The 15,128-nt window shown below is 64.3% G+C and carries 10 protein-coding genes; 5 read left to right on the forward strand and 5 right to left on the reverse strand.

All coding sequences use genetic code 11. The annotated features are described in order from the left end of the window. Positions 1-158 precede the first annotated feature (158 nt). Complete coding sequence (locus A0W70_RS07055) at positions 159-1,679, forward strand: aldehyde dehydrogenase (protein WP_070988525.1); 1,521 nt, start codon at positions 159-161, stop codon at positions 1,677-1,679. 51 nt (positions 1,680-1,730) lie between these two features. Then, positions 1,731-4,076, forward strand: coding sequence for an aminotransferase class III-fold pyridoxal phosphate-dependent enzyme (locus A0W70_RS16575; protein WP_083330837.1), 2,346 nt, complete (start codon positions 1,731-1,733; stop codon positions 4,074-4,076). A gap of 35 nt (positions 4,077-4,111) precedes the next feature. Here A0W70_RS16575 and A0W70_RS07065 read toward each other — a convergent pair whose 3' ends face one another. From A0W70_RS07065 to A0W70_RS07085, 5 genes are all read right to left on the reverse strand, one after another. Beyond that, positions 4,112-6,157: an oxidoreductase gene (locus A0W70_RS07065; RefSeq protein ID WP_070988526.1), complete on the reverse strand. Its 2,046-nt coding sequence runs from the start codon at positions 6,155-6,157 to the stop codon at positions 4,112-4,114. Positions 6,158-6,313: 156 nt separating this feature from the next. Continuing rightward, positions 6,314-7,516 carry an ABC transporter ATP-binding protein gene (locus A0W70_RS07070; protein ID WP_070988527.1) on the reverse strand — a complete coding sequence of 401 codons (1,203 nt, stop codon included), beginning with the start codon at positions 7,514-7,516 and terminating at the stop codon, positions 6,314-6,316. 37 nt (positions 7,517-7,553) lie between these two features. Then, on the reverse strand, positions 7,554-8,501 hold the full coding sequence (locus A0W70_RS07075) for an ABC transporter permease (protein WP_083330838.1): 948 nt from the start codon (positions 8,499-8,501) through the stop codon (positions 7,554-7,556). Next, positions 8,498-9,385: an ABC transporter permease gene (locus A0W70_RS07080; RefSeq protein ID WP_083330839.1), complete on the reverse strand. Its 888-nt coding sequence runs from the start codon at positions 9,383-9,385 to the stop codon at positions 8,498-8,500. The genes A0W70_RS07075 and A0W70_RS07080 overlap by 4 nt, the downstream gene beginning before the upstream one ends. 37 nt (positions 9,386-9,422) lie before the next feature. Further along, positions 9,423-10,712 carry an ABC transporter substrate-binding protein gene (locus A0W70_RS07085; protein ID WP_175443076.1) on the reverse strand — a complete coding sequence of 430 codons (1,290 nt, stop codon included), beginning with the start codon at positions 10,710-10,712 and terminating at the stop codon, positions 9,423-9,425. A gap of 581 nt (positions 10,713-11,293) precedes the next feature. Here A0W70_RS07085 and A0W70_RS07090 point away from each other — a divergent pair. From A0W70_RS07090 to A0W70_RS07100, 3 genes are all read left to right on the forward strand, one after another. Continuing rightward, entirely contained in the window at positions 11,294-12,547 is a 1,254-nt protein-coding gene (locus tag A0W70_RS07090) for an aromatic ring-hydroxylating oxygenase subunit alpha (protein WP_070988530.1), read from the forward strand. Between the two features lie 126 nt (positions 12,548-12,673). Continuing rightward, entirely contained in the window at positions 12,674-14,113 is a 1,440-nt protein-coding gene (locus tag A0W70_RS07095) for an aminotransferase (protein ID WP_075109841.1), read from the forward strand. 30 nt (positions 14,114-14,143) lie between these two features. Further along, positions 14,144-14,935 (forward strand): methyltransferase domain-containing protein, encoded by a 792-nt coding sequence (locus tag A0W70_RS07100; RefSeq protein ID WP_070988531.1) that lies wholly within the window; start codon positions 14,144-14,146, stop codon positions 14,933-14,935. Positions 14,936-15,128 lie beyond the last annotated feature (193 nt).

Raw genomic sequence — 15,128 nt, forward strand, 5'->3', positions numbered from 1 at the left:
TCGCTCCCCAATAGCTGCCACACCGGGATCGATAGTCGAATGCTGCAGGAACGAGCTTGCTCGCGATCGCTCTACGGCGGTACGCGCCGGAGACCGGTCGCCGGCGCCTTTTAAACGCTCGGCAACGAATTTTCTTCCGGAATGTTACGGAGACCCGAATGAACCTGACTGACGCGCGCTCACTGAGCGCAAAAGACTGGCATGCCCGCGCCGAAGCACTGGTACCGGAAGGCCGCCATTTCATCGACGGCGTGTTCGTGGATTCCAGTGATGGACGAACCTTCGACGACGTGAATCCGGCGACCGGCGCACTCGTCGCCAGGGTCGCGCGCGGCGGCCAGGCGGATGTCGATCGCGCCGTCGCCTCAGGGCTCGAGCACTTCCGCTCGGGCGTGTGGTCGCGTATGGCGCCGCGCGAGCGCATGAACATCCTGTACCGCTACGCCGAACTGCTCGAGGCGCATGCCGCGGAGTTCGCGCTGCTCGATGTGCTCGACATGGGCAAGCCGGTCCAGGACATGCTGTCAGCGGATATTCCCGCGAGCGTCGAGTGCTTCCAGTACTTCGGCGAGGCGATCGACAAGATCGAAGGCACGGTCACCAATACCGCCGACGATGCCCTGCATTACATCCTGCGTCAGCCGCTCGGTGTGGTCGGCTGTATCGTTCCGTGGAATTACCCGCTGATGATGGCCGCGTGGAAGGTCGCGCCCGCGCTCGCCGCCGGCAACAGCGTGGTCCTGAAACCGGCCGAGCAGTCGCCGCTGAGCTGCGGCCTGCTGGCTCGTCTGTTCATTGAAGCCGGCGGCCCGCCGGGCGTGTTCAACGTCGTTCAGGGATACGGCGAAGAGGCTGGTGCGCCGCTGGCGCTGCACAACGATGTCGCCAAGATCGGCTTCACCGGATCGGTCGAGATCGGCAAACAGATGCTGATCTACGCCGGCCAGTCGAACATGAAGCGGGTCACGACCGAGTGCGGCGGGAAAACGCCCCAGATCATCATGGGCGATGTCGAGGACATCGACCGGGCGGTCCAGTATGCGGTCAACGGTATTTTCGGCAATCAGGGCGAGGTCTGTAACGCGGGCTCGCGCCTGCTGGTGGACCGGCGCATCGCCGAGGACTTTTCGCAGCGCTTCACGGCGCTCGCGCAGACCGCGTTCGTGGCGGGGGATCCGCTCGACCCGGCAACCACGCTGGGTGCGATGGTCAACACCGAACAGCAGAAGCGGGTGCTCGAATATATCGACATTGGCCGCGGCGAGGGTGCGGAGGTCGCCATGGGCGGCGGCGTCCCCTCGGGCTGGGATCATGGGGCCTATGTCGAGCCCACCCTGTTCACCGGGGTGAACAATGACATGCGCATCGCCCGTGAGGAGATCTTCGGCCCGGTCGGCGCGGTCATCCCGTTCGATACGCCGGAGGAGGCGGTACAGATCGCCAATGACTCGATCTACGGGCTCGCGGCGGGTATCTGGACGGGCAACGTCGGCACCGCGCATCGCCTCGCCCGAGATATCGAGGCCGGCGTGATCTGGGTCAACTGCTTCGATCATGGCGATATGACGCAGCCCTGGGGTGGGTACAAGCAGTCCGGCAACGGCCGTGACAAATGCTTCGAGAGCATTGTCGCCCACACCCAGAGCAAGTCCGTCTGGGTCGATATCGCTCAGTACTGAGCGGGTTCCGCCCCGGTGCCGCAACGGCGCCGGGGTGATCGGCTGCAGGCAATGAAATCGGACAATGGTCCCCTGTTCGTGCATTCCGCACGGCCGAATCTGCCGGTCGAGCGGGTTGCCGCGATCCTGCAGGCCGAGTGGGGGATCAGCGGCGAGCTGGCCGATGTCGGCGGCGATCGGGACCAGAACCTGGTGGTCACGACGCCAGCGGGCACGAGCTGGCTCGTCAAGATCGGTCAGCCCGGTGAAGTACATGGCGTGCTGGACATGCAGCTCGCCGCGTTGCGCCATGCCGCGCATCAGGACCCCGGCCTCGGCATCCCGCCCGTAATCCCCAAATGTGACGGCGAATACCTCCATGCGCTGCCAGCGGACGGTGGCGGGGCCGGGTGGTTGCGGGTATTCGGCTATGTCGCCGGGAAACCGATCGGTACCCGACCGCGCCCGGCGGCACTCCTGCGCGGCGTCGGTGGAACCATGGCGCGTCTGGACCGGGCGCTGGCCGGTTTCTTCCATCCATACGCCGGGCACGACCTGCTTTGGGATGTCCGTCAGATCCCGGCTCTGCGCCCCTGCGCGCTCGATATCGACGACGCGCGACAGCGCGATCGGATTCTGCAGATATTCGACGAATTCACGGAGCACGTTCTCCCGCGGCTCGGCGGATTGCGCTCTCAGGTCATTCACGGCGACGCGACCGCCGAAAACGTCCTGGTGGCCGACGATCGGTCCGCCATAGCCGGCATCATCGATTTCGGTGATGTCATGCACGGACCGCTCGTGCAGGAGCTGGCCGTAGCCATGGCGGACACGACATCCGGCCTCGACACGCCGTGGCAAGGGGCGTCTCACGTCGCCGCGGGTTTCGATGAACGGTTGCCGCTTGAAGACGAAGAGCTCGCGCTGTTGTGGGACCTCGCGCGGGCACGTCTCGCCCTGACGGTTTCGGTTCTCGCCTCGCGCACCGTGCACCGCGCCGAAGGAGCGGGGTCGATGGAATCCGACATGACCGCCTACCAGGACCAGCTCAAAGCGTTCGATGCAGTCGGGCATAACCGGGCATTCCGGGATCTGCGGCGCACGCTGCGGTTGCCCGAGCCAATGGCCGTCACTGGGTCGGGTACGGACACCGAGACCGACCGGCTCGTCGCGCGGCGCGAGGAGCGGCTGATGCCGGGCCTTGCGCTGTTCTATCCCGAGGCGCCGCTCCACGCCGTGCGCGGGGAGGGCATGTGGTTGTTCGACGCAGATGGCACGCCGCACCTCGACTGCTACAACAACGTGCCCCATGTCGGCCACTGCCATCCGCATGTCGGCAATGCGGTCGCGCGGCAGACCCGGACCCTGAACACCAATACGCGCTACCTGTACGACAGCGTCCTCGAATACGCCGACCGCCTGGCCGAACGCTTCCCCGGAGAACTCGGCAGCGTCATGTTCGTCAACTCGGGCAGCGAGGCGAACGATCTCGCCTGGCGGATGGCGCGGGCATGGAGCGGGCAGGGCGGCGCGCTGGTCACAGCCGGTGCCTACCATGGCGTCACGGAGGCCATCGCGGCGCTCTCTCCTTATGAAGCGGGAAACGGCGCCCCCCACCCCCACGTCGCTTGGATTTCGCCGCCGGGCGGCGCTGCGCAGGCGTCGTCGAGGGGGGATGGCGGTTATGCCGTCGACATCGATCGCGCGATCGATCGACTCGCGGCGTCCGGTTACGGGGTCGCGGCGACCATGATCGATCCCACGCTCGCCTCGGATGGCATCCTCGACGCACCGGCCGGTTGGTTGAATACGGTCTTTGCACGCGTGCGCGGGGCGGGTGGTCTGTGCATCGCCGATGAAGTGCAGGCCGGATTCGGTCGTCTTGGGACGGCATGGGGATTCGAGGCCCATGGCGCCGTACCGGACATCGTCACGCTGGGGAAACCGGCGGCCAACGGTTATCCGTTGGGTGCGGTCGTCACGACGCCGGCGATCATGAGGGTCTTCGCCGAGCGGACGGATTTCTTTTCCACCTTCGGCGGCAATCCCGTCGCCTGCAACGCCGGCCTGGCGGTGCTTGACGTGCTGGATCGAGAGGGGCTGTGGGCCGCGGCGGCAGAGGTCGGCGGCTACCTTCGGGATCGGCTGGCCGCGCTCGGGACCCGGCACGAGACCATCGGCGAGGTGCGCGGGCGAGGCCTCTTCCTCGGGGTGGAACTCGTGACCGATCGCGACAGCCGGCAGCCGGCGCCGAAGGCGACCGCCCGGGTCGCCCTGGCGATGCGGCGGGCGGGGGTTCTCGTCGGCGTCGAGGGCCCGCACGCGAACGTCCTCAAGATCCGTCCGCCGATCGTGTGCAAACACACGCATGCCGATCTGCTTGTGGATGCGCTTGATCGGGCGCTGGAATCGGGCTGAACTCCGGGCCCGCGCCAGGCGGTTATTCCCTGCGATCAGGCGCCCTGCGCTTCGCGCCGGACCGCTGGTACAGAAGCCAGGCCAAGTTCGCGCCCGATGCGATGCCCGGCATGGATGGCCGTGGCTATGATCCCGGGCGCCTCGCAGTCCCCGGCCCGGATGAGCGTCTCGGTGCCCGCCCGTTCCAGTTCTTCCGCACGTGCGCGCAGGTTGTGGTACAGGATGTCGCTCGGTTCGCGCGAAGTCACCGGCACGACCGAACGCGCCGTGATCCGCTGCTCGTCGCCCGTTACCTCACAGACAGCGATCACGGCCTCGCCGTCAAATCCCGCCACTCGGTGGCCGGTTACGATCGTGACGCCGAGCTGCAGCAGGGTGCGGTGGGTCTGTTCCTGCTCGAGCGTATGCTCAAGCCAGGGAGCGGGCCGGCTCGCGGGCGTGACATATGTGACCGCCAGCCCTTCGGTCGCCAGCTTCTGCGCGAGCACGGATGCCATGTAGTAGTGGTCGTCGTCGAAGATGAGGACCGGCCCCGTGGGCAAGTCGCCATCCATCACCGCATCCGGGGTGCTCACGCCTGGATGCTCGAATCCCGGTACCGGGAGCGGGTGCACACGGCCCGTACCGTCAGCGCGCCAGGCCGATCCGGTCGCGACGAGCACGTGCCGGGCGCCGAACTCGAGGACGTCGTCCGGCCTCATCCGGCTGTCGAGATAGAGGTCGATGTTGGTCATGGCGCGGATCTGGTTCACTCGGTAGTCGCGGACCCGTGCCCACTCCGCGAGCCCGGGGAGCCGACTCTCGCGCGTGACGCGCCCACCGGCCTCGCGGGTGGCCTCGGCAATGGTGACGGCGAAGCCCCGCAGGCCGAGGATGCGCGCGGCCTCCAGCCCGGCGGGTCCGGCGCCCACGATCAGGACCGTGTCGCCGTCATTGTCCCGCTCGACGCGTTCCGGGTGCCAACCGCGGCGCCATTCCTCGCCCATGGTCGGGTTCTGGGTGCACCGGATCGGAACGGAGCGTTCGTCGCTCGCATAGCAGATATTGCAGCCAATGCACTCGCGGATGTCGTCGGAGCGCCCGGTGCGGATCTTTGCCGGCAGGAAGGGGTCTGCGATGGAGGGGCGGGCGGCACCAATCAGGTCCTGGGCGCCGCGGCGGATGGGACCGACCATCGCGTCCGGGGAGGTGAAGCGGCCGACGGTGACGACGGGTTTGCCGGTGATTTCCCGCACCTGTGCCGCGTGTCCCTCGAGCGTGCCGGGAGGGGTGAACATGGAAGAGCCCATTTCGTGCGCGTAATCGCCGATCGTCACGTCCCAGAGGTCAGGCAGGTGCGCAAGCATCCGTATCGCATCCATCGCCTCATCGGCGCCCATGTGGACCTCGCCGTGGCCGTCGGCCGAGAACCGGATGGCCACCGCCATCTGGTTGCCGGCCTCCTCACGCGCGTCCTCGAGCAACTCCCGCACCAAACGCACCCGGTTCTCGAGTGAACCGCCGTACTCGTCACTCCGCTGGTTGTGGGCACGCGACATCATCTGGGTCAGCAGGTAGCCGTGGCACGGGTACACGTAGACGATGTCGAACCCGGATTCTCTCGCGCGGCGCACGGCGAGACGGTGCTGTCGGCGGAATGCCCGGATGTCGTCGAGGTCCATCGCGCGCGACTGGACCGGGTCGAGAACGGCGGGCATGGACCGGACTGCGGGTGAAGGCACTCGGGTCAGCAGATTGGGTGTTCCTATGCCACCCGCCCAGAGCTCGACGCCGGCGAGGCTGCCGTGAGCGTGCACGGCGTCGGTGATCAGCCGCATGCGGCCTATGTCATCGCTATCCCAGAGAGCCGCCGTGTTGTGCGGTGATTCATCCGAGGACGGATCGATGGAGCAGTATTCCGTGCACACGATTCCCCAACCGCCGGCAGCCTTCATCCCCCGCATGGCGGCAAGGGATCGGGGATACCGGTAGCCCATGCCCGTGCAGTGAGGGACCTGGTAAAAGCGGTTGGGCGCGGTTACGGGTCCGATCTGGACCGGTTCGAAGAGGATGTCGTGGCGTGGATCAGGGCCATCCGCCATGGCGGGGCACTCCCTCGTGACAGACGAGCAGGGCGTTGATCCCGCACGCCCATCCACCGCGCGTCATGGCACACGGCGAAGTGGTCCGCGCGGGCGGAATGGAACGGCTTTTCAGCGCCACCCGGGTGCAGGGCGGGGGCGCGCCCTGGTGGTGTTTCAGGCGCGGGCCTGTTTCACGCTCGCTGTCGGGCTGCGGTCGTCCTGCGCAACGGATTCGTGCTCCACGTCCGTCTTGCGTGCCGTGGGCGGCGCGCCGCGTCCTTCGGGGCGGTCGCGCAGCACCCGCAGGGCCTCGGGCGGCAGTTCGGCGCAGACCTCGCTGCCAACGGCGAACATTTCCTGCTCGCCCGTGTTCTGGATCTCCACCTCGATGGTGCAGCCGATATCGAGTTTCACTACGACCTGGAAGGCGCTGCCGATATAAATCGAGCGCTCGATCCGACCCGAGGTCCGGTTGCACCCGTCGCTGGCGGTGCCGGGCTTGCCGAGGCGCACGCGCTCGGGGCGGATCATCACTTTGCTCGCGCCGCTGATCTCGCTGCTGCCCAGCGCGGCGAGGAACTCCGTGCCGCCTACGTCGACTCGGCAGTTGCCGCTTCCATCGCTCCCGCGGGCGACGCCGTCCATGAGATTGGATGCGCCCAGGAAATCCGCGACGAATGCCGTTTCAGGCGTTTCGTAAATCTCGCGGGGAGGACCCATCTGCTCGACATGGCCGTCGTTCATGACCGCGATCCGGTCGCTCATGGTGAGCGCCTCGTCCTGGTCGTGCGTGACGTAAATGAACGTGATGCCGACCTGCTCCTGCAGCGATTTGAGTTCGATCTGCAGCTGGCGGCGTAGTTTGGCGTCGAGCGCACCCAGCGGTTCGTCGAGCAGGAGTCCGGCCGGTTTCAGCACCAGCGCCCGCGCGAGCGCGACCCGCTGCTGCTGCCCACCCGAGAGCTCGGAGGGCCGGCGGTCGCCCAGGTCGCCAAGCATGACGAGTTCCAGCGCTTCATTGGCCCGGCGTTTCACTTCGTCCTTGCTGATGCGTCCACGCCGTAGTCCGAACGCGACGTTGTCGAATACGTTCAGATGCGGGAACAGCGCATAGTTCTGGAACACCGTGTTGACGGGGCGTTTATGGGGCAGAGAGTGCACCATATCCACCCCATCCAGCACGATTTTGCCCGTGTCCGGTTGTTCGAATCCGGCGATCATCCGCAGGGTTGTCGTTTTGCCGCACCCGGATGGACCGAGCATCGAGAAGAACTCACCGCTCGGGATATCCATATTGATACCGTCGACCGCCGTATGGGCGCCGAACCGTTTGGTGAGGTCGAGCAACTCGATCGTGCCGTTCGTGCCCTGAGTCATTCGATTGGGTCCCCCTTGTGACGGGAATGTCCGTCGTTCAATTGAAATCCACCGATCCCATCTTCGTGAATTCGCCCCCGGCCTGACCCTTGACCCGCTCGCCGCGAGTCAACAGGCGGTAAATCCCGAAGGCGAGGATAATCGCGCCCAGGGTCAGATAGACCATGATCGCGGCCACCGCGTTGATGGAGGGCAGGGGCGCCGAACGGGTCGCGCTGTACACCTTGATCGGTACCGTATCGCAGCCGGCACCACAGGACAGCCACTGCGCGATCACGAAGTTGTCGATCGATATGGCGAATACGATCATCATACTGGCGAGAATCGCCGGCAGCATCAGCGGGAAGAGCACCAGCCGCAGGGAGTCCCAGGGCGAAGCCCCGAGATCCGCGGCGGCCTCTTCGTACTGCGCGCCAATGGACATCAGGCGTCCGCGCACGACGATCACGACATAGGAGATCGAGAAGGTGACCTGGCCGATGACCTGCGCGGTCGTGCTCGGGTTCACGAACACGTAGACGTACTGGAAAACCAGATAGAGCGATACGCCCATGACGATCTCGGGCGTGATCAGCGGGAACAGCATCAGGAAGTTGGCTGGCCGTTTGCCGTACCCCCGCCAGCGCGCCAGCCCGAGTGCCAGCAGAACACCGATCGGCGTCGCGATCAGCATATCGAGGCCAGCGAGCTTGAGACTCTGCCAAAGGGCCGCCTGGAGGCCGGGGTCGTGCAGGACCGAGTTCACCGGGTCGCCCCAGTACCAGCGGGTCGCGTCGAATCCCTGCCATACGGAAATCGATCGTCCCTCATTGAAGGAAAACATGATGGCGACGACCACAGGCACGATGGTCCAGATCATGTACAGCCAGGTGATCGTCATCAGCGCACGCGGTTTGCCATGCGGATTGCGCACGAGGCCATTCAGGCGATGAAGGATCCCGGCGAACACCCCGCGGCGTGGTGCGGTATCGACCATCGTGTTCATTGAAGATCCTTCTGCGCCTTGGCGACGCTGTAGAGATAGTAGGCCATCAGGATCGAGAGGAAGATCGCCAGTACCACCGTGAGCGTCGCGCCCACATCCGGTTGCGGCCCGCCATGGAAATACAGGTAAATCTGGTTGCCGAGCATCGATGTGCTTGGTGAGGAAGAAACCAGGTTCGGCGTGTAGTAGTCGCCGAACATCGGCAGCGTAATGATCACGCAGCCCCCGAGTATGCCCATCTTGGACATCGGCAGGGTCACCCGGAAGAACGTCTGTCGGGCCGTCATGCCGAGATCCCGGGCGGCCTCGAGCAGGCTTTTGTCGATACGATCCAGAGCCGCGACGAGCGGCAGGATCATGTAGGGGATATAGCCATAGATCAGGGCGAAGATGACCGTTCCATCGTGCCCTCCGAGCCAGTTGGGCGGACTCTCGTCGATCCCGCTCCAGATCAGGAACGAATTGATGAATCCATCCGGGGCGAGCAGGCCCACCCAGGCGAGCATCCGCATCAGGTAGCTGACCCAGAACGGCAGCACCAGGAGCACCAGGAGCAGCACCTTGGTGCGCCTGGCGTGCCGCGAGATGTAGTAGGCCACGGGGTAGGCGATCAGCAGGCTGATACTGACCGCGAAGGCGATGTACGTAGTCGTGCGGACAAACACGGTCCAGTACCGCTCGCCCGGAAGGAATTGGGCGAGAATTTCCCGGGTGTTGTCGAAATTCCAGTCCAGCGGATTCCATATGGGAATCGGATTCTGGAAGATCGGATCGACCGTCCCGAACGCCACGGCAATGACGGCGTAAAAGGGCAGGACGAACAACAGCACCAGCCAGAGCACGCCGGGAAAAGCGCACGCCTTCCACAACCACCGTGGATACATCTACATCTCCCCTGGATCAGACCCGATGCGCGCTCGTTCAGGCCCCGGAAACGAAACGGGCGTACGCGTCCTGCCACATCCGCTGGCCTTCCGAGGTCAGCGTCATGTACTGCAGGGAATCCGGGCCCAGATCCTCCGGTTGCGAGATGCAGGTGCTGAGGTGCTTCGGAATCGTGCCGTCGTCGATCAGCTTCTGCGGCGTGACCGAATTGATCGGCGGCTGATAGCCGGTGAAGTTGACGAAGTTCGACAGCGCGTTCTTCGAGTCCAGGATGTGGTTCATCCACAGATGCGCCAAGACGGGCTTCTGACTCATTTTCGGGATCGCCCAGCAATCGTTCTGGATCGGTCCCATACCCCGCGGCGCCTTCCAGTACTGGATCGAATCGGCCGTCTGGCCTTCCGGCAGGTACCACCAGACGTTCATCAGCGGATCGCCCGACCAGGACTGATGCAGCCAGCTCTTGCCCTGCGCGAGGGTCTGGTACTGGGTCAGATTGACCTGCGGGTTACAGATATCAACCAGGGCCTTGAGGTCCTCGAGCGCCTGATCGATGTCGTCCGGATTCTCCGTGTTCAGGTTGTATTTGCCCCGATACATCATGGCCAGACCGATCGACTCACGCGGCGAATTGATAACGCCGGTATAGCCGGTGTACTCCTGCGCTTTCCAGAAGATCGACCACGGGTTATCCATGTTCGGGATGTCTTCGCTGATCTTGTCGCCGCGGTAGCCGATGCCGGTGGTGTACACCGCGTACGGGACGGTATACCGCGAGCCCCGGTCATAGAACGGGCTGTGCAGCTCCGGCCAGACGTTCTCCTCGAGGTTGGGAATGTAGCTGTGGTTGATCGGCTGCAAGAGCTTGCCCGCCGTAACCTGGGTCAGGCGGTCGGGCGTAAGCTCGGTCACGTCGACTTCGACATCGTTGTTGGCCAGCTTTGTGACGCACTGGTCCATGTTCGCGAACGTCGTCAACTGCACATCGACGTCATACTTCGCGCCGAAATCATCGAGAATCGATTTGTACAGATAATCCGCGTAGTTGAAAACGGTGAAGGTGCCGCTCTCGGGTTTCAGGCCGTCGGCGATCGGACTGCCGTTCATCGGCAGTGTGACGGGATCCCCGGGACGTGCCAGCGGCAGACCCCCGGGCCCTTCAGCGCCCCAGGCGACGCGCGAGACGAGCGGGGACACCGCGACGCCCAGACCACTGGCGATGATCGCCTTGAGGGCCTGGCGGCGCGACATCCCGTGTTTTTGCAACTCGTCGACTGCGCGGTCGAGTCTCTTGTTCTGACCGTGGTCGTTGTTCTCTTCGCTCATGAGCGTTACCTCCGCTTGATTATCGTGCCGCATGGCACGCAGTTGGGCCCGTTCGGTCAAGCCGGACAGGCCGCCCGGCTACCATGCCGGATCGAGGGTGATCGAGACCCTGAAGCCGTGCCGGAACAGCCGGTTGCCCAATTCACAGGGCGTCGCGCCGTGTGATTGATTAATCAACCAATACCGCAATGGGGGGCCAGCGTCAAATCCGGCCAGTGTGAAAAGGGCCTCGAAAACATTCGCCGGGCGCGCTCGTTGCCTTGTCCGTCGCGGCCTCTGGCAGGATTCCCGGGGAGTTGCATTCGGGTAAATCGGGCGCGCCAAGTCGCGATCTGCACGGGACCGACGGATGGGCGTAGCAGGGGTGTACGCGGGACGGGAGAGATGCGCGGGACAGGGAAAAACGTTCATGGGGGAGGGTCGGCGCCACCGGGAGTTGATTGATCAATCAATTTTTCCATGGCATGCTTGAAATCAACTGCCGCAATCCGCTCTGCTTTCCAGCGGCGGGTCAGGGCCGATCCCCGCGGGAAACATCAGGGCTCGGCGAGCAGTACGACCGTAAATCGGGAGCAACGATCATGAAGGGCACGATGAGCAGGATCCATACCGATGCGAGCCGCGGCTACTATCCGGTACGCGACGAACCGGCGCGCTCGTTGCCGGCCTGGGTGTACTCGGACCCCGAGTTCCTGCAGCTGGAAGTAGAACGCGTGCTCATGCCGTCATGGCAGATCGTATGTCACCAGAACGATATCCCGGAACCGGGCGATTACCGGGTGCTGGACATCCTGCGCGAAAGCGTGGTGGTGATCCGCGACACCGATCACTCGATCAAGGCGTTTCACAACTTCTGCCGGCATCGCGGATCGCGGCTGCTTTACGGCAGCGGGCGGCTCAAACGCCCGGCCATCACCTGTCCGTATCACGGCTGGACGTACGGGACCGACGGTACTCTGCGGGGCGTCCCGCAGGAAGAGGCCTTCCCGGGGCTCGACAAGAGCTGCCTGAGCCTCAAGCCGGTGGAGCTCGATATCTTCCTCGGCCTGGTGTTCATCCGCCTCAAGGACAACGGTGGGCCGGGGCTGGAGACGCTCTGGGCACCCTACAGGGAAGCCATGGACCAGTATCGCATCCCCGAGATGGAGGCGATCACCGAGATCGATGAGACCGAGTGGCCCTGCGACTGGAAGGTCGCGGTCGACAACAATCTCGAGTGCTACCACATCATGATGGGGCACCCGGGCCTGAATCGCATGTTTGGCCTGCAGCCCATGAACATGGATCTGCAGGACACCGGGGTCTCGAGCACCGTCAGTCAATTCAAGGACACCTATTCGTCCGTATGGACGGAGCGCACCTATCAGGAGCGGATCGGTGATGTAGCAACCCATCTGTCCGAGGACCGCCGTCGTGCGTGGGCCTTCTATACGATGCAGCCGAATCTGGGTCTGGACCTATATCCGGACTCGATCGACTTTTTCCAGATCCTTCCGGTGGGACCGGAGCGGTGCGTGGCCCGCTACTGCGTGTATGCACTCCCCGACTCGCGCCCGGAAATGCGGAAACTGCGCAAGCTCAACATGCGGATCAGCGGCAAAGTCATGGAAGAAGACGATGCCCTGTGCCGGCGGGTTTCCGACGGGATCCATTCGTCGGCCTACGAGCCGGGCCCGTTGTCGGTCTATGAGGATACGCTCAAACAGTTCCATGACCTGATCCGTGCCGAGCTTCCGGTCGTGGATCTGCCGCAGAAACCGCATGGCCGGCCGCTGGCCGATATCAACGATGAATTGGTCGAGGAGCGGGCGCAGGAGATGAATCAGTCCGGGTGACCGATAACTTCGGAGGCCGGCACCCTCAGCGGTGTCGGTTTTCCTCCCCCGAAATCTGCCCGTGAGCCGGGCAGCCCGGCCGCGGACATTTCGGTGACGGCGGCCGTCAGAATGAGGAATCAGGGCATGCAAGACGAGACGATCCGCAGCACCGGACAGGTTGCCGTACACGATGGCGGCACCGGCGATACGGATACGGGCGCGCTCCGTGCCGGTGACAATCAGGTAGTGCATCCGTGGGAAGCGCTGGCCGATTACGGGCATAACGAACGTACCGTCATCTCGCACTCGGAAGGAATCTACCTGTACGACACGGAAGGCAACCGGCTGCTGGATGGCCCCGGCGGGATGTGGTGCGTGAATGTGGGCCACGGACGCCGGGAAATCGCCGATGCGGCGGCAACCCAGATGATGGACATGGGCTATGTCAGCCCGTGGTCGCTGACCAGCGGGCCGGCGGCACGTCTCGGTGAACGTCTGGCGAAACTGGCGCCGGGTGACCTGAACAACGTGTTCTTCACCACCGGCGGCTCGACGGCCGTCGACTCGGCGCTGCGATTCGTGCAGTTCCGCAACAACATTCTCGGTCGTCCGGAGAAGAAGCACATCATCACGCGCATGGACGCGTATCACGGCAGTACGTACCTGTCCGCTTCCGTATCGGGCAAGGGCCGTGACAAGAGCTGGTTCGATTACGAGACCGATACGATCGATTTCCTGTCGTCGCCGAATCCCTATCGACGTCCGGCGGGCATGAGCGTGGAAGAGTTCCGCGATGAGAAGGTAGCGGAGCTGGAGCAGCGGATCCTGGATATCGGCCCCGAGAAGGTCGCCGCGTTCATCGCGGAACCGATTCTCGCCTCCGGCGGCGTGATCGTCCCGCCGGAGGGGTATCACCGCATGTGCGCCGAGGTCTGCCGCCGGCACGATGTCCTGTACATTTCCGATGAAGTGGTGACCGCGTTCGGACGTCTGGGGCATATGTTTTCCAGCGAAGCCGTGTTCGATGTCGTTCCCGACATCATCACGATCGCCAAGGGCCTGACCTCCGGCTACGTCCCCATGGGCGGGGTACTCATCGCCGATCATCTGCTTGAGGGGATCAGTGGTCAGCGCTCGAAAGAGGCGATCTTCTCCAACGGTTTCACCTACTCGGGGCACCCGGTGTCGTGCGCCGCCGCGATGGCCAATATCGACATCCTGGAGCGCGAAGACCTGCCTGGGCACGTGCGTTCGATCGCCCCGTATTTCCAGGAACGGCTGGCCGAGCTCCGGGATTTGCCGATCGTCGGCGATGTTCGTGGCATGGGACTGGTCGGGTGTGTCGAGTGTGAGATCAGCGACGACACCCAGGACGCGCTGGAACTCGATTACGCGATCGGTAATCGCATCGATGCGCATTGCCAGGAACTCGGGCTGCTGGTGCGCCCGTTCGTCAATATGTGCGTGATGTCGCCGCCGTTGACCATCACCCGGGAGCAGGTCGATGAACTGGTCGATAATCTTCGGCTGGGGATCGAGCGGGCGATGGTGGACCTGCGCAACGAGGGCATCTGGAAAGGCTGATGGGGCCATCAGAACGCGAGGGAGACGACCATGGCATCCGTTGAAGACGGCGAAGCCGAATATACCGACGAGTCGATCAGCTTTCTGGAGACACTCTGGGGCGAGGGCTACCTCTCGCCTGGCGGCCCGGATGAGGTCCGTGCGGTGCTCGAGGGCATCGACCTCACCGGCAAGCGGGTACTCGATATCGGCTGCGGTTCGGGCGGTATCACGCGTTCACTGGCGGCCGATTACGGTGCCGCCCAGGTGGTAGGAATCGATGTGGAAGCGCCGGTGCTGGAGCAGGCCCGGCGTCGGGCGAAGGACGACGATATCTCCGACCGGGTCGATTTCATCCAGGTGGAACCGGGCCCGCTCCCGTTCGCGGACGGGGAGTTCGATATCGTGTTCAGCAAGGACTCGATGATCCATATCCCGGACAAAGAGTCGCTGTTCGCGGACATCATGCGGATACTGGTCCCGGGTGGCTGGCTGGTCGCGAGCGACTGGCTCATGGCGCATGACGATGAGCCGTCCGCCGACATGAAACGCTATCTCGATCTGGAGGGGCTGAGTTTCGCGATGGCCTCTCCAAGACGTTACCGGAAGGCCCTTGAGGGCGCCGGGTTCCACGATGTCGAGTTGCGCAACCGCAACCCGTGGTATCGCGAGGTGGCCCGCCGGGAACTGGCCGCGCTTGAAGGCGACCTGTACGAGCAGGCCGCCGCAGCGGCCGGACGGGAGGTGGTGGACGCCAATATACAGACATGGCGCGCGATGAGCGTCGTGCTGGATAGTGGCGAGCATTGCCCGCATCATCTGCGCGGGCGCAAGCCTGCGTGACGCCGATCATTTCCTGAATCACGCGATGCACCGGGTGTTCCCCGGTGGAGTTGCCGTGGTGACGCTGTGCCCCGAGGGCTGGCCGTACAAGCGGCCGAATCGGGTTCCTCCCCGCAGGGTCTTGTAACCCCACCGCGATTCGGTCGCGGTGGGGGATTTTTTCCGGTTAATGGCCGTTGAGCGGCGCGGGCCC

This window comes from Halofilum ochraceum, from assembly GCF_001614315.2.
Classification (GTDB): domain Bacteria; phylum Pseudomonadota; class Gammaproteobacteria; order XJ16; family Halofilaceae; genus Halofilum; species Halofilum ochraceum.